This window comes from Erysipelothrix sp. strain 2 (EsS2-7-Brazil) (assembly GCF_016617655.1).
GTDB classification, from domain to species: Bacteria; Bacillota_I; Bacilli_A; order Erysipelotrichales; family Erysipelotrichaceae; genus Erysipelothrix; species Erysipelothrix piscisicarius.
Genome location: NZ_SCFT01000018.1, coordinates 1 through 24,375 on the forward strand (window position 1 = coordinate 1; position 24,375 = coordinate 24,375).

General features: G+C 37.3%; 20 protein-coding genes, 1 tRNA gene and 1 other annotated feature. All 21 genes read right to left on the minus strand.

The genetic code is table 11. The features are described 5' to 3' along the window. Positions 1 to 147 precede the first annotated feature (147 nt). Entirely contained in the window at positions 148 to 396 is a 249-nt protein-coding gene (locus EPJ90_RS07670) for a type B 50S ribosomal protein L31 (RefSeq protein ID WP_125164334.1), read from the minus strand. Positions 397 to 398: 2 nt separating this feature from the next. Continuing rightward, positions 399 to 506 carry a putative metal homeostasis protein gene (locus EPJ90_RS07675; protein WP_125164333.1) on the minus strand — a complete coding sequence of 36 codons (108 nt, stop codon included), beginning with the start codon at positions 504 to 506 and terminating at the stop codon, positions 399 to 401. An 83-nt stretch (positions 507 to 589) separates the two neighbouring features. Beyond that, entirely contained in the window at positions 590 to 3,655 is a 3,066-nt protein-coding gene (locus tag EPJ90_RS07680; protein WP_200542923.1) for an AAA family ATPase, read from the minus strand. Next, a complete protein-coding gene (locus EPJ90_RS08705; protein WP_200542924.1) occupies positions 3,652 to 4,791 on the minus strand; it encodes an exonuclease SbcCD subunit D C-terminal domain-containing protein in 1,140 nt (379 codons plus the stop codon). The genes EPJ90_RS07680 and EPJ90_RS08705 overlap by 4 nt, the downstream gene beginning before the upstream one ends. A 179-nt stretch (positions 4,792 to 4,970) precedes the next feature. Beyond that, complete coding sequence (locus tag EPJ90_RS07690) at positions 4,971 to 5,954, minus strand: aldose epimerase (protein ID WP_200542925.1); 984 nt, start codon at positions 5,952 to 5,954, stop codon at positions 4,971 to 4,973. Between the two features lie 53 nt (positions 5,955 to 6,007). After that, entirely contained in the window at positions 6,008 to 7,171 is a 1,164-nt protein-coding gene (locus EPJ90_RS07695; RefSeq protein ID WP_125164329.1) for a galactokinase, read from the minus strand. 2 nt (positions 7,172 to 7,173) lie between these two features. Continuing rightward, the gene (locus EPJ90_RS07700; protein ID WP_161637479.1) at positions 7,174 to 8,184 is read right to left on the minus strand and encodes a galactose/methyl galactoside ABC transporter permease MglC; all 1,011 of its coding nucleotides are present in this window, start codon (positions 8,182 to 8,184) and stop codon (positions 7,174 to 7,176) included. A 12-nt stretch (positions 8,185 to 8,196) separates the two neighbouring features. Next, positions 8,197 to 9,699, minus strand: coding sequence for a sugar ABC transporter ATP-binding protein (locus tag EPJ90_RS07705; protein WP_161637478.1), 1,503 nt, complete (start codon positions 9,697 to 9,699; stop codon positions 8,197 to 8,199). 80 nt (positions 9,700 to 9,779) lie between these two features. Continuing rightward, entirely contained in the window at positions 9,780 to 10,862 is a 1,083-nt protein-coding gene (locus EPJ90_RS07710; protein ID WP_161637477.1) for a galactose ABC transporter substrate-binding protein, read from the minus strand. Positions 10,863 to 10,947: 85 nt separating this feature from the next. Next, positions 10,948 to 11,964, minus strand: coding sequence for a LacI family DNA-binding transcriptional regulator (locus EPJ90_RS07715; protein ID WP_161637476.1), 1,017 nt, complete (start codon positions 11,962 to 11,964; stop codon positions 10,948 to 10,950). A 70-nt stretch (positions 11,965 to 12,034) separates the two neighbouring features. After that, positions 12,035 to 12,562, minus strand: coding sequence for a DUF2812 domain-containing protein (locus EPJ90_RS07720; protein WP_244660404.1), 528 nt, complete (start codon positions 12,560 to 12,562; stop codon positions 12,035 to 12,037). A gap of 78 nt (positions 12,563 to 12,640) precedes the next feature. Continuing rightward, the gene (locus tag EPJ90_RS07725) at positions 12,641 to 15,226 is read right to left on the minus strand and encodes a valine--tRNA ligase (RefSeq protein ID WP_200542926.1); all 2,586 of its coding nucleotides are present in this window, start codon (positions 15,224 to 15,226) and stop codon (positions 12,641 to 12,643) included. Next, positions 15,183 to 15,773 (minus strand): GNAT family N-acetyltransferase, encoded by a 591-nt coding sequence (locus EPJ90_RS07730; protein WP_161637474.1) that lies wholly within the window; start codon positions 15,771 to 15,773, stop codon positions 15,183 to 15,185. The genes EPJ90_RS07725 and EPJ90_RS07730 overlap by 44 nt, the downstream gene beginning before the upstream one ends. Before the next feature lie 32 nt (positions 15,774 to 15,805). Continuing rightward, positions 15,806 to 16,010: a binding site (T-box leader), on the minus strand. 69 nt (positions 16,011 to 16,079) lie between these two features. Then, on the minus strand, positions 16,080 to 17,102 hold the full coding sequence (locus tag EPJ90_RS07735) for a sugar-transfer associated ATP-grasp domain-containing protein (protein ID WP_125164324.1): 1,023 nt from the start codon (positions 17,100 to 17,102) through the stop codon (positions 16,080 to 16,082). A 60-nt stretch (positions 17,103 to 17,162) separates the two neighbouring features. Continuing rightward, complete coding sequence (yihA, locus tag EPJ90_RS07740) at positions 17,163 to 17,738, minus strand: ribosome biogenesis GTP-binding protein YihA/YsxC (RefSeq protein ID WP_125164323.1); 576 nt, start codon at positions 17,736 to 17,738, stop codon at positions 17,163 to 17,165. Next, entirely contained in the window at positions 17,738 to 20,053 is a 2,316-nt protein-coding gene (gene lon, locus EPJ90_RS07745) for an endopeptidase La (RefSeq protein ID WP_200542927.1), read from the minus strand. Before lon ends, yihA begins: the two co-directional genes overlap by 1 nt. Before the next feature lie 46 nt (positions 20,054 to 20,099). Further along, positions 20,100 to 21,371 (minus strand): trigger factor, encoded by a 1,272-nt coding sequence (gene tig, locus EPJ90_RS07750; RefSeq protein ID WP_125164321.1) that lies wholly within the window; start codon positions 21,369 to 21,371, stop codon positions 20,100 to 20,102. Positions 21,372 to 21,485: 114 nt separating this feature from the next. Continuing rightward, entirely contained in the window at positions 21,486 to 22,175 is a 690-nt protein-coding gene (locus tag EPJ90_RS07755) for a DUF3196 family protein (protein ID WP_331835837.1), read from the minus strand. Positions 22,176 to 22,246: 71 nt separating this feature from the next. Then, positions 22,247 to 23,245, minus strand: coding sequence for a sugar-transfer associated ATP-grasp domain-containing protein (locus EPJ90_RS07760; protein WP_161637470.1), 999 nt, complete (start codon positions 23,243 to 23,245; stop codon positions 22,247 to 22,249). 60 nt (positions 23,246 to 23,305) lie between these two features. After that, positions 23,306 to 24,133: a G5 domain-containing protein gene (locus EPJ90_RS07765; RefSeq protein ID WP_200542928.1), complete on the minus strand. Its 828-nt coding sequence runs from the start codon at positions 24,131 to 24,133 to the stop codon at positions 23,306 to 23,308. Between the two features lie 153 nt (positions 24,134 to 24,286). Next, positions 24,287 to 24,362: transfer RNA gene (locus EPJ90_RS07770), tRNA-Arg, on the minus strand. Positions 24,363 to 24,375: the final 13 nt, after the last annotated feature.

Genomic DNA, 24,375 nt, shown 5'->3' on the forward strand with positions numbered 1-24,375 from the left:
AGAATATGTACATTATTTCAATTTTGAAAGACCTGCTTACTGTTTAAATTACAAAACCCCTATCCAATATAAAATGGATAAGGGTTTCTAGTTTTTTATTAATGTCTACTTTTGTTTGACAACTCCAATCTAGATAAAGGGCTTTTTTTATTGTTGTGATTTAAACTTACGATTAAATTTCGCAATTTGACCTTCAACACGCGTTTCTCGTTGTTTTCCGGTATAAAATGGATGCGATGTTGACGATATATCAAGATTTACAAGTGGCATCACACGCCCATCTTCAAGTGTTATCGTTTTATCTGTTTGAATCGTAGAACCAATGATAAATTGAGCTTGTGTATTGATATCCATAAAGACAACTTTTCGATATTCTGGATGAATTTCTTTTTTCATGTTTATTTCCCCTTTTTACGTAATTGTTTGATTATTTTTAATGCGCGTTTTCGTGTTTTAATGTTGGGTGATTTTAAATTCCGATGCGCAGTTGACCGATCTTGTTTCATGGTTTACCTCCTGTTGTTGCAAATGTTTCGCATTTAGATATTATCCTAATCTCTAGAATTTGTCAATAAAAAAGACAGGTGGCTTAAAGCACACGTGTCTTAATTGTGCTGCCTTTTTCTGTCTTCGTGATCATAATTTGTTGTTCTATTAGTGTTTTCAACTCCGGTACATGAGAAATGATACCGACATATTCCGCAGTGCCTGCAAGGTCCGTTAATGATTTCATGGCTTGTTGGAGTGAGGTATCATCCAATGTTCCAAACCCTTCATCAATAAAGAGAGCATCGACACGAACTGAACCTGAAAACCGTTGTACTACATCTGATAATCCTAAAGCAAGTGATAACGATGCTTTAAAGGACTCTCCTCCCGATAAAGACTTAACAGAGCGTATCTTACCCGTGTATTGATCATAAACATCCAAATCTAAGCCCGACTTTGTGTTAAGTCTTTCAGCTTTTTCTTGTCTTAAAAGAACATATCGATTTGAAGTCATTGGCGTAAACCGTTTGTTTGCTTCTTCCACAATGTAATCAAAATATGCTGATTGAACATAATGTTCAAGTGCGATTTTTTGTTTACCACTTAAATCACCGTTCGCAGTTTTCGAAAGGCCATCCAATAATGCACCTTGTCGTTCCAGCGTTGCACTGTTTTTTTGAATGACTTCCAATCGCTTCAATACCATTGCCAAGCTCGCAGTATGGGTTGAAACCTCTTGTATCGATGTATTAAGATTGGCCAATGTTTTCTCAACGTCATCCTTTTCTTCGCTTAAGTGTTCTAAGCTCTGTTTCGGTGTTTCCTTCGATTGAGCTTTTAACTGATTAATCTCAGAACTCAGTTGAATGATTCGATGGTCATAATCTTTCAGTTGTTGCGCCTGCTCATTAAGACGTGTTTCGTTGAGCGTACTCCAGTCAACCGATTCAAGGTTAATGGCATATTTTTTACTGAGTTTTTCTAACTGATGTTGTTTTTCCGAACATTCATCACGTTCTGTTTCAAGTTGTTTTGACGTCTCAATTCGTTGAGTTCCGATCTGTTCAAGAAGACGAGCGGTCGCTTGATATCGTTCCAACTCGTGACGTTCCTTGGCTTCCGCGCTTATAATTTGCACATCTAAATGATCGATTTTCTCTGACAATATCGTGATACTTTCGAACTCTAATTCAGCTTGAATCATATTTATTTGTGCTTCAAGCGAAACTTTACGCATTTGAATTTGATGTTGGGTCTCTTTCAGTTTCTCTAAGTCATTGTTGAGACTATCTAAATTTTGATGCTGTTGTTGGAGTGCATTTAGTTGTGAAGTTTGGGTTTCTAGGTTACGTTTGTGTTCATCAATTAGGGCTCGCTTCGCATCAATCCGTTCTCGATGCAATTGATAATCCTCGCGTAGCGCTATCTCATCAATAGGTCCAATTTCTTTTGATATGTTTTCAATTTTTGATTTGAGATTATTACAAACCAACGCCTGCTTTTGGCACCCTTCTTGCTTCTTTTGAACCTCGTTTTTTAATACTTGAAGTTCATCATAAGTTAGAACCGATTCCACAACCTGGGCTGGGTTTGGATGATCATAGGAACCACAGACCGGACAAGGGGATCCTTCTTCAAGATTTTGTGCTAGCATACCCGCTTGTTCCTGGTAATAGCGCAGTTCTTGTTTCACAAGTTGATCTCTTGCTTGCAAATAAACATGTTCTTTTTCACGGTATTCAGCAGACGCCTTTTCCCATTGACTTGTAAAAATATTTTTTTGATCAAAGTCATGAATGTGTTTTTGTTTAAGTTCTAATTGCTGGCAATCTGTATCAAGTTCATGCAATCGGATTAAAATGAGTTTTTCAAGTTCATTTTTTTGTTCAATAAGCAATGAAATCGATGAGTTCAACGTTTCTTTATTTTCAATCTGTTTAAGCATCGTCTTTTCTTTTTGACTCAATGCATCAAGGTCACTTGTTACCTGTTTGTATGCATCGTTAGCTGTCTGCAAGGCCTTATATTGAGGTAGCATTTTAGTGTACATCGTTTTTTGTTGTTTTAAGAGTTCGAGCTGTTCCAAACGTATATTTCGTTGAAGATAACGTTCTTCAATTTCTTGGAACTCTTTTTGAACTGTATTTAGTTTGGCACAAATTTCTTGGTAACGAAGATTTAGCGCCGCTATTTTTGCCTCATTAGCTTTAAGCGCGTGATGTACCGGCATCAAGTGGTTCACAATGAGTGTTTCAGTTTCAAAATTTTTTCGTAAGACCTCAAAGTCTGATTTTTGCTTATACAACTGAGCTGCTTCGATTTCTTTATCTTTAATAGAATTCAAGATTTGCTGATGCGACTGCCACGATTTAATTGATTCCAGAAGGACATCCCGTTTAATCGAGAAATTTTGTTGTGTTTCAAGCTGTGATGCGCGTTGCTTTATCATTATCGCCTGTTTGTGTTCCAAATCATCCTTAACATCGTCAAGATTAAATCCGGTATATTCAATCGTTTCGATGGAATCTGGAAGTCCATCTAACACACTTTGCACTTCATGTTTTGTATGTTCCAATTCCCGTTTTAGATTGAGATTTTTCTGTTTTAATTTTTCTTGAAGTTTAAGATAGAATTCCGTATCAAAAAGTGTCCGAAAAATTTCGGAACGTTTCGTACTTGATGCATTTAGAAGTTCTAAAAACTCTCCTTGCGCAATCATGACTACTTGTTTGAATTGTTGTGCATCCAAACCAATAATTTCAACAATCTTCGCATTCACCGCTTTCATGTCGTCCATTTCTTGACCATTTGGAAGATAAAGTTGTACCGTTGCATTCTGCACGGTTGTGCCTTCTCCACGCGCTTTTAAACGCTCATAGCGAGGTTTTCGAATAATGCGATAAGTCTCATTTCTATGACTAAAGGTTAACGAAACGTACGTTTCAACAGAGGGATCCGCGAAATCACTTCGAAGTGATTCTGATTGACGTTGGCTCCCACTGGCTACATCATAAAGCGCGAAAGATATGGCATCAAAAATAGTGGTTTTTCCTGCACCTGTATCGCCAGTCACTAAAAATAAACCTTCGTGAAACTGTGTAAAGTCTACGGTCGTTTCTTCAAAATACGGACCGAATGCTCGCATCGAAAGAAGTATCGGTTTCATAAGATTTCCTCCTGAATTTCATCGATAACTGCTTTCACAAGATCTGATTCTTCCTGATTAAAATCACGACCATTGAGTGCAGTGAAAAAGGTATTAAAAAGATCAAAAGGTTTTTGTTCTAAGATTGTTGTCGCACGTTCTAGTGAAGTTTCCGTCGATGTACGTGTATTATCAAAATCCAAACTCACAAGGTTTGGATAAACACTTCTTAATTTATGAAGCGCATCACCTTGAATAATATCATCCGTCAACACCGCATGAATATAATCTTCACTTCCTTCAACCTTTCCGATTTCATAAAGTTTTTCTAAAGGCCCCTTTATCAAACGTACATCCCGAAGGGGTTTAATATCTATAAACGAAAGGGATACATCGTTATTAAGGTCGATGATGGGTAATTGTTTCGAATGCATGCATTCTGAGAATGAATACTTTAGCGGTGAGCCGGCGTATCGAATGGTTTCACGACCAATTGCCTGAGGTCGATGAATATGACCTAACGCTACATAATCAAATGCTTTAAATAAAGATGCATCTATTGCATCCAACCCACCTACAGAGGGTCCGATTTCAGAGTCGGATAAGATTGGCGTCATACCATTTCCAATTACAAATTGATGCGCAATCGCGACGTTTCGCTCATCTTGATTTATCTTTAAATCTTGGAAAATAAATTCAAATGCCTCCTGGAATGTATTCCCCGTAAACTCCGGATGGTAATTGCGCACCATGGACGGTTTTATATAAGGAAACAGATAAAAATGAACGGGTCCGAAATCGTCGTGGAGTGTTACCGACGAAATCGCACCTGTATAATGAGACGCTAAATAAATATCGTGTTCTTCAAAAAGAGCACGCCCCACACCCAGCCGTTCTTGAGAATCATGATTCCCTGAAATAATTAAAACATGAATACTTTGTTGCGCTAACTGCGTCAAAAAATCATTCCAAACTTCAAATGCTTCTGAACTAGGATTTGCTTTATCGTAAACATCCCCCGCAATAATCAAAACATGCGGTTTGATGGTATCGAATGCCTCAATAATTTGATTTAAAACATACCGTTGATCATCAAGAAGACTCAAATCATTAAGCCTTCTTCCAATATGTAAATCTGCTAAATGAACTATTTTCACACTATCACTCTTTTCTTCCTTTATCTTATCATATCTCGCTTAGAATCTAGTGTATGATTGTATCTCCATGATTAAAAAAGGAACACCTTTTGATGACAATTTTTACATCTACAATTGTAAGGGTAATTCCTTTATGTAAATGTCACCCATCAATGAAAAGAGAAGACTTTCGTCTTCTCTTATTTCTTAAGGGTATACGTCGTGATTTCTTGATATGGATTTTCTTCTGAAAACCAAGGAACACAACTTCCTGGTAAATATTCCGGTTCAATGGCGATGGCTGAGTGATTCAAGGCAAATTGACCGTGACCGTTCTTAAAACTTTCATCGAAATAATTCGCAAAATAAATTTGAACCGCCGGGCACGATGTTTCAATAAGTAATGATTTGTTCATAGCGGACAATATAACGCGTTTATCACCGATTAATTGATAATTGTGGTCTAGATGTCGTGTATTTTGAAATTGTGGATGGTAGCCTTGTAAAACAGATTCAAGCGATGGGTTATCTCGTAAATCAAAGACTGTATCCGTTACATCAATCAATGTACCATCCGTACATAAATCCTCATCAAGATAAGCAACGCAATCCGCGTCAACAAGAAGATGATGCTGTGATAAATCACCATGGCCCAATAAATCAAAATACATATGATTCGTAAGATTTAAAGGCATTGAACATGAAGGCGTTGCAGTATAGCTGACCGACAATGATGAACCATCTAAACGATAAATAATCTCATAACGTACATTACCTGGATAACCATCACGTTCATGATTAAAATCCCCTTCAAGTACTACAATCGGTTCGTCATCATCATAAAGACTTTTAATGGTTAAATTACGAGTAGATAAGCCTTCATAACCACCATGTAAATGCGCTTTACCATTATTTTGACTTAGATTCAAAGTGGTTTCATCTGAATGAATCACTCCATCACGTGTTCTTCCTGCTAAAGGACCAATACACGACCCTAAGTAAACAGAATTATTGAGATAATCTTCATAATTCATAAATGACGTTACCACATTAAGATCATCCGTCAATTTAAATGATGTAATGGTTCCACCCAAAGTTAAAATTTTTACCTCGGCTTCTTCAGTTTTTAATGTAATTTCTTTGACGTTTTCTTGGTGTGTCATCACCTGTTTCACATTTAACATACTGTTTCCCCTTTATGAATGTTGAAAAGGATGTGAGGCCACATCCTTTTCAATTATTTAATTTGATGTGTGCCTTCACCAACGGACGCAACGTAGAATGTTGCGTCATAACCAATTTTTTCAGCATATTCTGTGCCGACATTTTGAATGAATGCATCAACGTGTTGATTCTCAACAATCGCAATCGCACAGCCTCCAAAACCAGCTCCTGTGACGCGTGCACCAATGGTACCTGTTTGACCCCATGCACTTTCCACAAGGGTATCAAGTTCAATTCCAGTAACCTCATAATCATCACGAAGCGATTGATGACTTTCGTTCATGAGCATTCCGAAAGCATGAATATCCCCTGATTTAAGAACTTCTGAAGCACGCTGAGTTCGTTCATTTTCACTTACAGCATGATAAGCACGACGATATACAAGTTTGTCTTCAAATAGAGATTCTTTTGCTATCAATTGATCCAAGGAGAGATCACAGAGGTGTTCAATATTATATTCCTCTTTAAGAATAGCAAGCGCTTTTTCGCATTGAGCTCTGCGTTCATTATAAGCAGAATCCGCTAATCCACGACGTTTATTTGTATTCGCAATGACGATGGATGCATTCCCCAGTTCAACAGGAACATATTCATAAGCAAGCGTATTCGTATTTAATAAAATTGCATGATCTTTCTGGCCCATCCCCACAGCAAATTGATCCATAATACCGCAGTTTACACCAATAAATTGATTTTCTGCTTTCTGTGATAATTTAACACATGTAATCATATCTTCATTGAAATGAAACAGTTTATTGACAATCCAAGCTGTTAGAACTTCAATCGAAGCTGAGCTTGAAAGACCCGCTCCATTTGGAATATTTCCATAATAGAGAATATCGAGGCCAAAGTCACATACATGACCTTCCAACTCAAACATTTTGATCACACCTTTGGGATAGTTGGCCCAATCATCTTTTTCATCATAAACAAGTTGATCGACTTCCGAAGTGATAATGCCTAAATTCTCAAAATTGGCTGAATAAAGATTGAGTTGTTTATCGTTGCGCTTACGAACAAGCGCATAAGTACCGTATGTAATCGCGCAAGGAAATACTGAACCGCCGCTGTAGTCAATATGTTCCCCAATTAAATTAATACGACCTGGTGCAAAAAATTCAAATTCATGATTTACACCAAATACGGTCTCAAATTGTTGTGCAAGTTGTTTTTCCATAATTATTTTTTACGTGTCGTTTTACGGATATCAAGTGCAACGGCAATAATAATAACAATACCTTGAATTACGTTTGTCATATCAGGTGATACACCTAAGTATGAAAGACAAACTTTTAAGAGTTCAAATACAAATACCCCAAGTAAGATTCCCGGTACTGTACCTTGTCCCCCAGCTGTTGAAACACCCCCGATTGTTGCTGATGCAATCGCTTCAAGTTCATAACCTTGTCCTGCTGATGGTCCAACAGATCCAGTTTTAGCAGAGAGTAAGTAGCCAGCTAATCCATATAAGAACCCTGCGAGTGCAAAGATACGTACTTTAGAACGGCGAACGTTCACACCTGATACTTCAGCTGCATTTTCATTACCACCGATCGCATACATATATTTACCATGTTTTGTCTTATTAAATAAGATCCACATTAAGATCCCAACAAAAATTGCGATAATCGTTAAGTATGGAATGGCGCCAAAAATTTTACCTTGACCAATTTGGATAAACTCATCTTTAAACGTACCAATCGGTTTATTTTGACCGTAAAGCATATTGATCCCATAGATCATAATTTGTGTACCCAATGTTGCTAGAAACGGTGGAACATTAAGATAAGCAACAATGAGACCATTGATAATCCCAAATACCGTACATACAACCAATACAATCAGTAATGGTACAATTAAAGGCATATCTGGAACATTTGGAAAGAATTTACCAATAAAGTCCGGCTTTTGAACAAGTGTTCCGGTAATCAATGCGGATAATCCCACGATACGTCCTGCCGATAAATCAGTTCCTCGAATAATTAATGTACCTGAAACCCCTAAAGCGATAATAAAGCGTACTGATGTATTCGCAAGAATGTTGGAAACGTTTCCGACGGTAAAGAAGTTATCTTGTGTAATACCTGTAAACAGAATCATAACCGCAACCACGATATACATAGAGTAATTTGTTAAAAAATCTTTAAGATCGAATTTTTTATCTTTTTTTTCAAATAAATGCGTTGTCATAATTTTTCTCCCTTATTCCATAAACTTCGTTGCAAGCGTCATAACACTTTCTTGTGTTGCTTCTTCTTTATCTAAAAAGCCTGAAACACGACCCTCACACATTACCATAATACGATCTGAGACCCCTAAAAGTTCCGCCATCTCTGAAGAAATCATGATGATGCTCTTACCTTCAGCAGCTAACTCATTAATGATTTGGTAAATCTCAAACTTCGCACCAACATCAATACCACGTGTTGGTTCATCTAAAATTAGAATGTCAGGATTATTGGCTAACCAACGCGATAGAATTACTTTTTGTTGGTTTCCTCCAGATAGATTTTCAATATGCGTTTTCTTGCTTGCAGTTTTAATGTTTAGGCGATCAATACTGCGATCAACAACTTCGCTTATTTTTTTATCATCCAAAAGACCTTTATGAATATACTGATCAATCGATGCGATGGCAACGTTATCCGATACGGATAAAACACCAAAGATACCGTTCCCGCGTCGGTCTTCCGTAACCAGCGCGATTCCATTACGGATTGCATCTTGAGGACGATTCACAACAAGTTGTTTATCCCCTAATTTTACAATCCCATGATCAATTGCGCGCATACCATAGATCGCTTCCATAAGTTCGGTACGTTGAGCGCCTACAAGGCCCCCTACCCCCAAGATTTCACCACGTTTTAATTCAAAATAACACTCTTTAAATGACAATGGATTTGGTGACGTTAAATTCTCAACACGTAAGACAACTTCATCAGTCGGTTTGTTTGTCTTTGGAGGGAATAAACTTTTCAACTCACGACCAACCATATTTTTAATAATTGAATCATTCGTCATTTCACTTGCTGGCCATGTGCCAACATAACAACCATCCCGCATGATTGTTATTTCATCCGAAATTCTTAATATTTCATCCATTTTGTGAGAAATATAAACAATTGCGATGCCTTTTTTGGTGAGTTTATCAATAATTGCAAACAGTTTCTCCACTTCTGTAGCAGTTAGTGATGATGTTGGTTCATCCATAATTACAACCTTAGCGTTATGCGAAATTGCCTTTGCAATTTCAATTGACTGCATTTGTGAAACGGTTAATTCATTAAGTAACGTTGTTGGCTCCACATCCAATCCAACTTCTTCTAATAAACGTTTCGTTTCATGATACATTTTCTTATGATCGACCGTATTAAATTTGGTCATTGGGTAATTTCCTAAGAAAATATTTTCCCCAACAGTCATCATACGAATTGGTTGTAATTCTTGATGAATCATTGAAATTCCTGAATCAATGGCTTCCTTTGCATCTTTAAATTCAACCTCATTACCATTAAAGATTACGGACCCTGAATCTCTATGATAGATTCCATATAAACATTTCATCAACGTTGATTTCCCAGCTCCATTTTCACCCATAAGTGCATGAACTGTACCCGGTTTTAATCGTAAATTGACATGGTCTAATGCTTTAACCCCAGGGAATGTTTTATTAATATCTTTCATTTCTAGGATGTATTCGCTCATGTCGGTCACCTTCCTATCCTTATAAATATTCAAGTGTGCCGTTAAGCACACTTGAGATTAAACATTAACGTATTTTTAAATTATTGAGCGTCACGTTCTGCGTAACGTTTTACTGCTTCTTCTACAGTTTCTTTACGAGCTTCTGCACGTTTAAGTTCTGCTTCTTCAGGTTTTGTTACTCCAACATAATCATGCCAGTAGTAAGCTGAAACATCTTTTCCTTGCAATAATTCAAGTGCTACATCAACTGCTGTGTGTGATTGGTTAAAGTGGTCATTAAGAACTGTACCTGTTAACTTACCACCTTTTAGAAGTTCGATCGCATCTGGAATTGCATCAACTCCAACTACGAAGATATCTTCACCAACTTTACGTCCAGCTGCTTCGATTGCTGTAACAGCACCAACTGCCATACCGTCATTATTTGCAAATACAACTTCTAATTTATTTCCAAATTGTTCTAATGCGTTTGCTGTAAATTCTTGACCTTTAGCTGTATCCCAGTTCGCTTGGTAAGGTTGAGCTAAAGCACTTGTTTTAACGCCTTTTTCTTCAAGACCTTTAACTGAGAACTCTGTACGTTGTTTTGCATCAACGTTTGCAGGGTCACCCATTAAAGTAATGTAACTTACAACGCCATCACCATCGATATCACCTTTATTTTCAAGGTTTGCGATCATATATCCTTGGATTGTTCCGGATTGTGTTGCATCAGCACCAACATATGTTGTTTTTCCTGGCCAGATTTCTAATTCTTGTGTTTCTGGTTCACGGTTAATGAATACAACTGGAATGTCTTTTGCTTTTGCCGAATTGATAATTGATCCTGCTGCTGTAGGGTCAACCATGTTTGCGATGATTAAATCTTTACCTTGAGCAATAAAGTTATTAATTTGCTCTGTTTGGTTTGCTTGGTCTTGCTTACCATCTTGAATGTCAAGTTTGTAAGTGTTTCCGTCTTTTTCCCCTACTTCTTTAAAGTATGATGCAAGTTCTTCACGATATAGTGTCATGAAGTTATCATCGAATTTATAGATTGCAACTCCGATGTTGTAAGTCTTTCCACCTTCATTAGCATTTCCTTCTGCTCCACCCTTGGATGAGCATCCGAATAAAGTAAGCGCTAACAATGATACTAAAATCAATTTACTCAATTTCTTCATCTGTACTTCCTCCTGTACTAAATTCTAGTAAATGTTTTACCACTAGCAAGGTCATAATAACCCATGTAAGCGCTTATGTCAACGCTTACAGTAAAGTTTTTACTGAAAATACAGTTTCTCTAACCACCAGCTTCGTGGAACAGACAACCTTAACCGGGATAAAACTCTTAGAGCTAATCATCAATGTCAACAATTGCGCTGCCAACTCACCCATGTATTTTGTATCCAACGCAACCGTTGTAAGGGGCGGATTAAAGAACTTAGCACTGGCAATATCGTTATACCCGACGATGGATATTTGGTGCGGTATTGATTCTTTCATTTCCCCTAAAGCTCGTAATGCACCCATTGCAATCGTGTCGCTTGCACAAACAAAAGCTGTAGGTACAACTTCATGCTTTAATGCTTCAATCACACTTGCATATCCCGTTTGAGCTGTATATTTCCCCAAGTAAACATTCGCTTTATTAAAATCCAATTCAGGATCCTTTTGCATCAACTCATTAAATGTACTTTCGCGTCGATCAACATATTCAATCTTCGTAGCCCCTAAATACTCACGACCTCCAATATAGCCAATACGTGTGTGTCCCATCGCTTTAAGATGGTTGATTGCAGCTGCAGTAGCCCCTTCAAGATCATGTACAACAGCAGAATATTTGTGCGAATCAGGATTTGAATCCACAAATACAATCGCAGGACAATGCCGTTCCAAATCATTTGCTTGTTGGTGTGAGAACTTACCAACACAGACTAATCCATCCAGATCATCTTCCAAAAACACATCAACCATATTCTCTTTATAATAACGCTTTATTTGAATTTTATGACTGATACAGAAATTCTCAACACTCATACGGAGTGAGTAGTAGTAGGGATCCTCTTCCTCTTCATTACTTGAAATCCATTGAACAATACCAACCATCAATACATCTGCTTTTTTATTCTTTTTCTTAATCCGGTAATTCAATTCTTTCGCAACACGAAACACTTCGTCACGGGTTTCATCTTTGACACTTAATGTTGGATCCTCATTTAAGATCCGAGAAACGGTTGCCTGACTGACGTGTGCCTTCAATGCGATATCTTTAATGGTAGCCATAATTTCCTCCTTTTTATTTAGTTTGTACCTCTATCTTGATTTTAGTAAATTTTTACTTGATTTACCAGTATTATTTACTAATTTCTTCAAGTACCGCTTTAGCTTTACGACGAAGTTGGTACGTATAGATACCCAAAACGCCACCAGCACCAATAATAATGAAATAAAGATTATTGCGATAATTTAAATACAAATAGATGAAAAATACAAGCAACGCCCCAATTACAATCCCTGTAAACCGTTCAATGCGGTGGATCATCATTTTTATGACCTCAACGCGGTCCTCATTAAACGATTCTATGGGTTGGTTTGAACGTGGTCTTGCGAAATAATAATAAGTTCCTCCTTTTTCACTCCTGTAATCGCAAATTAAAATAAATCCTTGATTCAGATACAAGTCCATAAGGTTGTCGTGCATCGGTTCTATTGTATACGCCACTTCGAAGTTTAATTTGGCTGGCTCACTTGCCTTGAAATGGTAGCCAATTCCATCATAGCTTTCAAGCATCAATCCTTCTTCAGCTTTCGTTTCAAGGTAGCTCACCTCTTCGTTAAATTCAATAATCGAGAATGTTGTTTTATCTAATTTCATATTCATAACCTATCCTTCTAAGTTCGATTATACACGTACATTCGTAATTTAAGCAAATTAAAAGGACCTCGAGGGTCCTTTTAATTATTGTAATTGTTCTAAAACCAATGATAGTTGACGACGATATTCATCAAGTTTAGCGCGTTCTTCTAATACTTTTGATTCTGGCGCTTTCGCAATAAATTTTTCATTTGAAAGCATTTTCTCTGCACGAGTAATTTCACTTTCAAGTTTTTGTTGCTCTTTTTGAAGTTTCGCAACCAACGCTTCACGATCAACAAGCTCTTCTTGTACGAAACAGATTGCACCACCATGAATTGGTTGGGTAATACTGCCTTCAGGTAATGAGGTTATAGTAACCTTAGCCATCGATTCAAACATACGTGTAAGTACTGGATTAAAAGCGTACACGCCATTATTTGCATCGAGAACCGCAACGTTTAGTGGTTTCGAAGGTTTCACATCATAACTTACACGAACCTCACGAACTGCTTGAATTGCTTCAATCATAAAGTCAACTTCTTCAAGATCTGTTGATTCAATGTCCAGTGCAACTGGCCATGATTCCAAGTTAATCGAATCTAAATGATTCGGTAATGCACAATATATTTCTTCAGTAACAAATGGCATAAAAGGATGTAAGAGGATGACAATGTTTTTAAGCATATGTGAGAGCGTTGCCTTGGTTGCGTACACAACATCAGCCACATCACTTTGTAATCCGCTCTTACTCAATTCAATATACCAGCTGCAGAAATCATCCCAAACAAAACGTGTTAAGGTATTTCCTACGAGCGCAAATTCATATTTATCCATATTTCGTGATACTTCTTCAAGTGTTTGATTAAACTTATCGATAATATGACGATCAACTTGTGATAATGTAGCTTTCTCGAGTTCATAAACGCCGTCTTCTATATGCATTAATACAAAACGGGATGCATTCCAAATTTTATTAATAAAATTCCAAGAAGATTCTACTTTTTCTGGCATATAGCGCATATCTTGACCCGGTGTTGAATTTGTTGTGAGGAAATAACGCAAGGCATCAACACCATACGTTTCAATCACGTCCATTGGATCAACACCATTACCCAATGACTTACTCATCTTACGGCCATCTTGATCACGAATTAAACCATGAATTAAGACATCTTCGAATGGTCTTGAATTCGTAAAATAACGGGCTTGGAAAGCCATACGTGCGACCCAGAAGAAGATAATATCATATCCGGTTACTAAGACATTCGTTGGATAATAACGTTCCAAATCTTCTGTGTTCTCTGGCCATCCAAGCGTTGAAAACGGCCATAATGCACTCGAGAACCATGTATCTAAAACATCTTCATCTTGATGCCAATTTTCAATATCTTCCGGTGCTTCAAGTCCTACATAAATCTCTTCAGTTTCATTGTGGAACCATGCGGGTATACGGTGACCCCACCATAATTGACGCGATATACACCAATCTTCAATATTATCCAACCAGCGTGTGAACGTATTTTCAAAGCGTTCCGGGTAAAAATTAATTTTATCATCACCTTGTTGGTGTGCAAGAACTTCATCCGCTAAGGGCTTCATCTTAACAAACCATTGTTTTGAAAGATATGGTTCCACAATAACATCCGTACGTTCTGAGTGTCCAACTTGGTGTACATGTTTCTCGATTGAAGCAAGTTTACCAGCTGCTTCAATATCCGCTACTAAAGCCTTACGACATTCAAAACGTTCCATACCTTGGTATTTCCCTGCAAGATCATTCATCGTGCCATCAGGATTCATACAAATTGGCATTTCAAGACCATATTTTTCACCAATAACAAAGTCATTAGGATCATGAGCCGGTGTACATTTCATGACACCCGTACCAAATTCGATATCGATGTAATCATCGGTAATAATCGGTAAAGATTCCCCATTGGCAGGGTTAATCGCATGCATACCGACAACATGAGTGTAACGAGAATCATCCGGATGGACAACAATACAAACATCCCCAAACATCGTCTCAGGACGTGTTGTGGAAACTTTCAATTGTTCCCCTGTTTCAACAACAGTATAGTCAAATGTGTAGAAATTCCCTTCGACTTCTTTATGAATCACTTCAATATTTGAAAGCGCAGTTTGTGCTTCAACATCCCAGTTTATAATGCGATAACCTTGAAAAATTAGACCATCACGATATAAATCCACAAAAACTTTATTAACTGCTTGGTTTAAACCTTCATCAAGTGTAAATCGTTCACGCGAATAATCAACTGAAATCCCCAGTTTAGACCATTGTTCGCGAATATGACCCGCATATTCTTCTTTCCATTCCCACGATTTATCTAAAAAAGCCTCGCGCCCAAGATCATATCGTGAAATGCCTTGTTCACGCATTTTTTGCTCAACTTTAGCCTGAGTCGCAATCCCTGCATGATCCATACCAGGTAAATAAAGTGCGTCCTTACCCAGCAATCGCTGATAACGAATAATAATATCTTGTAATGTATTATCCCATGCGTGCCCTAAATGTAATTTACCTGTAACATTTGGGGGTGGAATTACCAATGAATAAGGCGCCTTTGAGGTATCTCCTGCGGTAAAATAACCCTTTTCAATCCATTCATTGTATTTATTTAATTCAACTTCGTTGTGAGCATACTTCTTTGCCAGTTTCTCGGTCATCATATTCCTCCTTGAGTAGTCCATAACATACAATATCATCATAGCCGTCTTCGAACTTCGCCGCTTGACGTTTGATTCCTTCTTCAATAAAACCTATTTTTCGTGCGACAGCACCCGACGCGGGATTACACTTTAAATGTTTCAATTCCATACGACGTACATCATATGTGTTAAATGCGAAATCTAAAACCGCAGTTGCCGCTTCAGTCATCAGACCTAATCCCCAAAAACGCGGATTTAATGCATAACCCATCTCGTACACACCTTCCGATTCACTGATTGGCCAAAAATCACACGTACCAATCATTCGGCCATTATTTTTTAAAGTAATCGCAAACGCTTCCGGCCAACCCTTTTGAGGTCTGGATAAAAAGACATTCTTAATTACCTGCTTCGTATCCTCGACATTTTGATGAGGCTTAAATCGTGTCATACGTGTTACTTGATACGTCCGTGCATAGAGATACATATCATCGGCATCTTCAAGAACGACCGGACGAAGAATTAACCGCTCCGTTTCAAGTACTAAATCTGTCTTAGCCTTCATAATTCCTCCTTAAAAAATAAAAAAAACACCATCCAAAGGACGATGAATCGTGGTACCACCTTAATTTACATACATGCGTATGCCTTCTTGCCGTTAACGCGGGCTACGTAACATCTTACTTAACGTTCAGACATCAATCTCCCAAGCTACCTTCACTCATGCATCAGATTGTTTCGCACCAACCAACAACTCTCTTAGCTCAATCCATAAGTTACTCTTCTTGTTCAACGATTTATCTTATTTTATCACATAGAAACTTACCCGTCAATTAGACCTGAGCAGATAAAAAAAAAGAGCTTTCGCTCTTTAATACGTTTTAATGTATTGATCATAGATCGGCTTAACACCGACTTTTTCATCAGACATACTTGGAATCACTTGGAATGGACCAGTCGATGAATTGCCTTCAATAATTTCAGGACCATCAACACCAACCGCAACATCCCAACCCATATAGCGAACTTGTGGAATCACAAGACACGCTTCTTTAATGCTCGAAATCAGTTGTTCATAATGGGGCACTTGAAAACCAATCAAATCAGTTCCAGTAATTGGATGCTTTGTATGTTGATTACAGTTTTTGTCGATAAATGGGTAAACAACGGTTCCCGTATCATCAAGAATGGTATACATACCGCCCTGACCGATATTATCAACGTGGCTTCCTAATCCCGATTTTAATACCGATACTAAAATTCGAGGAACATTCTCATCATCTAAAAATGTAATGACGCGCAGCGTATTAACACTCGTAGGTGATAATTCATTCATTTTAGGATGTTGTTTAAAGAACTCTTCAATAAGATATTGACGGTTATCCATCAATGCTACATAAAGTTCTTCAAAATCAAGATCCGGATTTTCATTCACATCAACAACCTCAATACCACGACCAACGTAATCCGTTGTACGTTTTGCCATGACTTTTCCGTGTTTACGAACAAAGGCTTCAAGCCCTTTTGCGTCGCTTTCACGAATATCAAAGGTATCACGGTGAACAAAATCACTAAAACGCTTCACAAAAATTGATTTATCATCAAAAATATCGAGATATTCAGGATCATTATAGTACTTAGCAATCCTTGCAGAATGACCGAGTGTAATAAAGGTTTCCCGTTGCTTACTGTTCAAATCATAGAATTCAAACTCATTGTAATCAACATAGCCCGCAGTATATTTAAATGAACACCAAACCATATCAAAAAATAACACGATACGAGAACGCCCACTCTTTTCATGTGCATATTGGATAGCATTTTTAAATCCAGAAAAATCCATACTAAAAAGACGTTTAAAATAATACTTAATTTTCCAAAATAGTTTTTTCATTTTCGTCCCTCTCATGTGTTCCATCGCGATGTCATTGACATCGCATTGCAGTTAATATTGTTAAATATTTTGTTCAATAAATTTAATGATTGGTTCACGCGTTTCATTTTTTAATGATGAAAACTCAAGTACCGTAACATCCGGGAATTCCTTAAAGACATCACGCTTTATGTTATTGATCTTGTTCTTTGATAATTTATCGACTTTTGATAAAACAAGAGCATAACGAATTCCGTAATGAATCGCAAACTCAATCATCATTAGGTCATCTTGGCTTACACCACGACGAACATCCACAAGGACAAGCATGACGGATGGATGACGTAATTCAAAGTAACTATCCATCAACGTCCCATAATGGATTTGCTCTTGTTTGGAACGATTTGCGAAACCATAACCTGGTACGTCCGTTAAAATAACTTCATCGTTAATATGATAGAAGTTTATTAAACGGGTTTTCCCAGGTGTTTGTCCAACATAAGCTAACTTCTTACGGTTTGTTATCGCATTTATCAACGAAGATTTCCCTACATTTGATTTACCTACCATAACAATTTCTTTTTGTCCCGTCTCAGGAAATTGAGACGAATGCGCAGCTGAGATAATCAACTGCGCATCATTTGTCTTCCACGCCATTAAATAAGCGCTTCTTTCAACACTTCATCAATGGTTTCGCATGGAATAAATGTTACACTTTCCTTAACAACATCTGGAACTTCTGCTAAGTCTTTTTCATTGAGTTTTGGAATGACAATTCGGTTAATGCCTACACGATGTGCCGCTAGGGATTTCTCTTTTAAACCACCAATTGGCAAGACATTACCGCGCAATGTAATTTCACCAGTCATCGCAAGGTTTGCACGCACTTTATTTTCAGTTAAAGCACTGATTAATGCCGTCGTAAAGGTTACACCTGCCGAAGGACCATCTTTTGGAACAGCACCTTCTGGTACGTGAACTTGGACATCATGTTTTTCAAAGAAATCCGGAGCAATATTCAAGCTGCGAGCATGACTCTTAACATATCCCATTGCAATTTCTGCCGACTCCTTCATTACATCACCCAATTGTCCCGTAACCACAAGTCGACCCTTACCTTCGTACGTTGTTACTTCAATTGGAAGTACATCACCACCAAATTGAGTATAAGCAAGACCTGTTACAACACCAACTTGATCTTTCTTCTCTTTTTGGCCATATTCGAAAATAATTTGTCCTAACCACTCTGTAATTAGGTCTTTATTGATTGTGATTGTTTTCTTACCATCTTTGAGGATTGCAAGAACCGTTTTTCGACATAACGACGCAATGACACGCTCTAATTGGCGAACCCCTGCTTCGCGTGTGTAGTGACGAATTACATATCGTAATTGTGCATCACTCATACGGAATTGAGATTTTTTAAGTCCGTTTGATTTCAATTGTTTTGGTATTAAATGTTCTTTCGCTATATTAAGTTTTTCTTCTTCAGTGTATGAACTAAGTTGAATAATTTCTAAACGATCACGTAACGCTTCAGGAATATCCCCTAAGTAGTTTGCAGTCGCTACGAACATAACATTCGATAAATCATAAGGTTCTTCTAAGTAGTTATCGCTAAACATTTTGTTTTGTTCAGGATCCAACACTTCAAGCATCGCACTTGAAGGATCGCCCTTATAATCTGAGGCCATTTTATCAATCTCATCAATTAAGAACACTGGATTCACAACACCCGCTTTTTTCATTCCCTGAATAATACGTCCTGGTAATGATCCAAGATAAGTACGACGGTGACCACGAATTTCCGCTTCATCACGCACACCACCTACAGATGCTTTTACAAATTCACGACCAAGTGAATCCGCAATTGATTTCGCAAGTGACGTTTTACCAACCCCTGGAGGCCCCACTAGACAGATGATTGGAGCTTCTAAATTCCCGGTCATTTCTTTAACCGCAAGATACTCCATAATACGATCTTTAACTTTATCCAAACCGAAGTGGTCATCATCAAGTTTTTCACGCACAAGATTTAAATCTTTAATATCTTCCGTTTGTTGCCACCATGGTGTTTTTAATAGCCATTCTAGATATGAACGAACAACACCCGACTCACCTGAGGCTTGTGGTAACATTTCATAACGACGCAATTCCTCCATCGCTTTTTCTTTAACATATTCTGGATAAGGATTGTTCTCGATCATTTCACGGAATTCATCGCTATCCTCGCCAATATCACTGACATCACCCAATTCTTCACGAATTGCGCGCATTTTTTCACGTAAGTAATATTCACGTTGGTTTTCTTCAACACGATCTTTAACCTTTTCGTTAATCGTGTTTTCAATCTGAGCAAGCGTATGCTCGCGTTGAATCTCTTCGATAATCATTAGAAGACGTTCGTTTACACTTAATTCTTCCAGCAATTCCTGCTTGCGTTCAAGTTGAAGTGGGAAGTATTGAGCAAATTGATCACTCAATTGTGAGGCAGACACGCCCATCGTTAATTGATTAACAATCTCAGTAGGGATTGTTATATTTTGAACAGAAACCTGTTCAATTTCATTCGTAATACGACGAACTAATGCCATCTCTTCGTTTTCTTCGCCAATAATATCATCTAAAGATGTTACTGCACCGAAAAGCATGCGTCCATCATCGTTTAATGTGTCGATTTTAACACGTTTTAATCCTGTAAATGTAACACGTAAAAATCCTTGTTTACGTTTTACGGCTTTAATATTAACAAGTGAACCATACTCAAAAAGTTCATCTTGACGCGGATCATCCACAAGAATGTCTTTTTGACTTACAAGCACGACTTGTCCATTAAAGAACTTTTCTGCTTCGTCAATAGCATTCATGCTCTTGTGACGGCCAACTTCAATCATAATTTCTTGTTCTGGAAACACAATAACACCGCGCGTTGCAACAACAGGAACGCTTATTGTTATATTTTTTTCGCTCATAGCAATCCCTCCTTTAAGGATAAAAAAGACGCTAAGCGTCTTTTAATTAAGCAAGAGTTTCTTGTACTAGCTCCATCGCTTTTCGTAATAAGATATCGTATCCGATAGCATCAGGTGAAACTAAGTTTTTAACTTGGTCAAGTTCCATACCGTATACTTCAGAAATTGTTGTAAATTCTTTTTCAATTTCTTCGTCTTCTACTTTTAATCCTTCAACTTCAGCAATTTTTTCAAGTGTTAAGCGAGTACGTACACGTTTTTCTGCATCTTCACGCATTTGTTCTTTAACATCTTCTTCTGATTGTCCTAGAATTTGTGAGTAAAGATCGAAGTTCATACCTTGTTGTGCAAGACGTTGGTTGAATTCATTAAACATTTGGTTTAACTCTTCTTCAATCATTGCTGCAGGAATATCAATTTTTGCATTATTTGAAATTGTTTCCACAAGTTCTTCATTTACGCGATCTTCTTCTGCTTGTTCACGTTGTGCTTTTAGATTTTTCTTAATTGAATCTTTAAGTGCATCTAATGATGTAATTTCTTCATCATCTAACAATTCAACAAACTCATCGTTTAATTCTGGTAACACTTTAGTTTTTACTTCGTGTAATTTAACTTTGAAGACAACTGGTTGACCAGCAAGTTCTTCTACATGGTATTCTTCTGGGAAAGTGATATCTAAATCTTTTTCATCTTCTGAAACCATACCGATCATTGCTTCTTCGAAACCTGGAATAAATGAGTTTGAACCAATTTCTAATGTATAGTTCTCACCTTTTCCACCCTCAAATGCAACGCCGTCTTTAAATCCTTCAAAATCCATTACAACTGTATCGCCGTTTTCAACCGCACCGTCTTTAAGTTGTAATTCTGCTTGTTCTGCTTGTAATTTTTCAAGCTCAGCTTCGATATCTTTTGCAGAAACAGTAATTCGTTTACGTTTGATATCAAGACCTTTATATTCACCTAATTCAACTTCTGGTTTAACAGTAACGATAAATTTCAATGTTAATGCATCTTCAGTCATTGCTTCGATGTCTAATTCAGGTGTTGCAACAGGTTCAATTTTTTGTTCAACCATACCTGCAACAAATGCTTCATTAGCGATGGCATTAACTGCATCCATCATAATCATTTGTTCGTTTACTTGTTTACGAGCTAATTCTTTAGGTGCTTGTCCTTTTCGGAACCCTTGAATTTCAACGTTTTTAATTGCATTTTCTAAAGTTTTATCTTGTGCTTTTTTCCAAGCTTTTTCTTCAACTTCAACAGTTAATAATCCTGTTGAGTTTTCATTTAATGTCCATGTAGATTTCATGTTTGTCCTCCTAGTACTTCACTATTATAACATAACTTTTAGCACAGTCAACACACGAGTGCTAAAAACTTACCACCACTCTATTTTAACCGAAATGAGTGGGGATTGCATTCTTTATACTTTATACAAATAAGTGTTCACTGTATCCAATATTTCCTCTGCTTTTAATTCATCAATTGACACTGGGAATGCATCGAGGACGCGTTGTTCCAAAGCACCAAGACAAAGAATTAATAAACTCGGGTTTTCAGACTCAAGCATATCACCCAACTGTAATACACATGCTTGATACGCTTCTGATTCAAATGGATTTTCCAATTGAGATGTATCAACCACCTGCTCCGTCATTTTTAACTTTAAATTCAATTTCAAATCAATCGACTGATCAATCAAGAAAAATAATATTTGTTTTTTGATCCAATCTTCGATGTACTCATCTGCAAGCCATTTTTTTATATGAGGGAGTTCATTACGTAGGTTCATACGTTCCAAAGAAATAATGGCCTTTTGTTGTAAAAGTTCATTTCCACGTAATGCTTCCTCTAAGTCCTCAATATCTTCATAGTATTTACTTGATGGGCTTGTATCGATTCGTATCGAATCACGAATGGATTGAAACTGCGTAAAATATGGTTCGGGTACATAAGGCATTCTCAATTCTTCATCGATAAGCACAAGTGCTTCACGTGTTTTTCCTTCATCAAGAAGGCTTTGAATTGAGTTCATGCACGTTTCATAATAGTTGTTCATACTTTTCCTTTCATACTGTTTCATTTTAACACACTTTTGTTTGATAAAAAACAAAAGTAACGCATTTGTTTTCGTTATCTTTTAAAAGGGTACAAAATCAAAAAAAACCTCGACAATGTCGAGGTTTAAATATCGATTACTTTTCGGAACTTTGGCAACAGCCCTTCCTTTGAACCCGTTAAACTTGGTTTCATTTGGAATACACCGGTATTGTAATTTCCTTCAATGAGTGAAGGTCGTTTTTGACCCACAGCAACATCCCAACCAACATATTGAATCTGAGGAACCTCACGCGCTGCGCGATCTAGCATCTCAACAATTTCGTCGTAAAGAGGTACTTGGAAACCAACAATATCAGTACCGGTAATTGGATGTTTATCAAAGGCAACGGCATCTTTATCAAATGCTGGATACAGCACCTTACCACCATCATCCAAAACGGTATACATACCACCCGCACCAAAATTGTCCAAATGTCCACCATTCCCAATTTTCAAGACCCCTTCCAACACATGAACATCTTTACCGTCAAAGAACGTAATCATGCGAAGTGTATTAACACTTTCTGGATAAAGGGATGACATGGCTTCATGCTGAACAAAATACTCTTCAATTAAAAATTGACGGCGTTCCATACGTTCTTTTTTAAAGGAGTCAAAATCCTGAATTTCAGAAGTTACAAATCGTTCGACACCATATCCCATCAAACTATCAGTAACCTTAGCCATCACAACATCATGCCCCTCTAAAAAAGCCTTAATTAATTCATCAGATGATTCTCGTAAGTCCACAAAATCACGCCCGATATATTCTCGGAACACTTTATTAAATTCTGACTTATCCGCAAATTTATGTCTAAACTCTTTTTGATTATACTTTACTATAATTGAGTTTGCGATTCCCCCTGTGATAAACGTTTTTCGTTCAGCACGATTCAATAAATAAAACTCAAACTCAAAATAATCAAGATAACCCGATTGATAGATAAACGAACAACCAATCATATCAAGAAGAATCACAAGTCTAAATTTTCCTGTTTCCTGGTGAATTATACCTGCAATTCGCCACATGTTTTTATAATCCAATGCTTTTAACCTTCTAAAATAATATTTTATACGTCCCATGCTTTACCTCCACATACCTCATCTATAATAACCTTTGTTTCCATTTCAAACAAGACCGTTTCAATATCCAAACAATTGCACCCAATACCAATTTCCATCAGATGCTTTATAAAGAGCACAAGCACCCGATTTAAAATCATCTAAAATGTTTGCACGATGACTTGGTGATTCCATAAATCCACTGATGGCACTATCAACTGAAAATGCCCGTTTTGCCAAGTTTTCAGCAAAAATCAACTGTGGATTTAAACTATCCCATGAGCTTCCATCGGGTCGTCGATGTTCAAAACTTTGTTCTAAATCCACTGCACGAATCCCAGCGTATTCAAATAAGGATTCCGACCACTTTAAAGGTTCTAACTGATGTTCACTTCGAATCTGATTCACACGTTGAAACATTAAGAGCGATTCCTCTTTATTAATGTACTCATGATTCACAACAACCTCTTTAATGCCAACCCGTGTAATTTCATCTACGGGTTGGTAAACCACTTCGGTATATTCCATTGTTGAGTCAATTAAATCATTATTTTTATAGAGTTCTTTATAAACAGTACGCTTAAGACCCAGTTGTCCCTCTTGTTCAATTACCGTTTCGCCTTTATTAAGTCCATCATCATTTTTTTCTATCGTATCAAAGGGAATCGGTGTTTCTTCACTACGAACATTCTCCACAAAATGATTGCCTTCCTCAATCTCTACATCATCTTGTTTTTCACGCTTTACAAACTTTGAAACCTTAAATTGATCCGGCTTCTTTTTTATAATCTTTGGGGGCTCTTGTTCCACTGGTTTCTTGGATACACCTTGAAAATATCCAACACCACAACCTAAGCAAAAAACTAATAATCCAAAAAATCCAATAATGTGTTTCTTTTCTACTTTCATATGCCCCTCCATATAAAGTTCTTGTATAATTGTACTAAATTTTCACATAAAATCCTATTGTTAAACTCATTTTATCGTGTAGATTTTATTATATGTGAACTTTTTTGGAAAACATAAAAAAAACACCCTAATTTAGGTGTTATCGTTTAAAATTGGCGTCCCCGGAGAGATTCGAACTCCCGACCACACGCTTAGAAGGCGCGTGCTCTATCCACTGAGCTACGGAGACAAATTGTGCTCTA

Excerpts from the sequence above, each read along its gene's own strand:
- EPJ90_RS07670 (WP_125164334.1), bottom strand. The coding sequence starts at position 396 with ATGAAAAAAGAAATTCATCCAGAATATCGAAAAGTTGTCTTTATGGAT.
- EPJ90_RS07675 (WP_125164333.1), bottom strand. The coding sequence starts at position 506 with ATGAAACAAGATCGGTCAACTGCGCATCGGAATTTAAAATCACCCAAC.
- EPJ90_RS07680 (WP_200542923.1), bottom strand. The coding sequence starts at position 3,655 with ATGAAACCGATACTTCTTTCGATGCGAGCATTCGGTCCGTATTTTGAA.
- EPJ90_RS07690 (WP_200542925.1), bottom strand. The coding sequence starts at position 5,954 with ATGTTAAATGTGAAACAGGTGATGACACACCAAGAAAACGTCAAAGAA.
- EPJ90_RS07695 (WP_125164329.1), bottom strand. The coding sequence starts at position 7,171 with ATGGAAAAACAACTTGCACAACAATTTGAGACCGTATTTGGTGTAAAT.
- EPJ90_RS07700 (WP_161637479.1), bottom strand. The coding sequence starts at position 8,184 with ATGACAACGCATTTATTTGAAAAAAAAGATAAAAAATTCGATCTTAAA.
- EPJ90_RS07705 (WP_161637478.1), bottom strand. The coding sequence starts at position 9,699 with ATGAGCGAATACATCCTAGAAATGAAAGATATTAATAAAACATTCCCT.
- EPJ90_RS07710 (WP_161637477.1), bottom strand. The coding sequence starts at position 10,862 with ATGAAGAAATTGAGTAAATTGATTTTAGTATCATTGTTAGCGCTTACT.
- EPJ90_RS07715 (WP_161637476.1), bottom strand. The coding sequence starts at position 11,964 with ATGGCTACCATTAAAGATATCGCATTGAAGGCACACGTCAGTCAGGCA.
- EPJ90_RS07720 (WP_244660404.1), bottom strand. The coding sequence starts at position 12,562 with ATGAATATGAAATTAGATAAAACAACATTCTCGATTATTGAATTTAAC.
- EPJ90_RS07725 (WP_200542926.1), bottom strand. The coding sequence starts at position 15,226 with ATGACCGAGAAACTGGCAAAGAAGTATGCTCACAACGAAGTTGAATTA.
- EPJ90_RS07730 (WP_161637474.1), bottom strand. The coding sequence starts at position 15,773 with ATGAAGGCTAAGACAGATTTAGTACTTGAAACGGAGCGGTTAATTCTT.
- EPJ90_RS07735 (WP_125164324.1), bottom strand. The coding sequence starts at position 17,102 with ATGAAAAAACTATTTTGGAAAATTAAGTATTATTTTAAACGTCTTTTT.
- yihA (WP_125164323.1), bottom strand. The coding sequence starts at position 17,738 with ATGGCGTGGAAGACAAATGATGCGCAGTTGATTATCTCAGCTGCGCAT.
- lon (WP_200542927.1), bottom strand. The coding sequence starts at position 20,053 with ATGAGCGAAAAAAATATAACAATAAGCGTTCCTGTTGTTGCAACGCGC.
- tig (WP_125164321.1), bottom strand. The coding sequence starts at position 21,371 with ATGAAATCTACATGGACATTAAATGAAAACTCAACAGGATTATTAACT.
- EPJ90_RS07760 (WP_161637470.1), bottom strand. The coding sequence starts at position 23,245 with ATGGGACGTATAAAATATTATTTTAGAAGGTTAAAAGCATTGGATTAT.
- EPJ90_RS07765 (WP_200542928.1), bottom strand. The coding sequence starts at position 24,133 with ATGAAAGTAGAAAAGAAACACATTATTGGATTTTTTGGATTATTAGTT.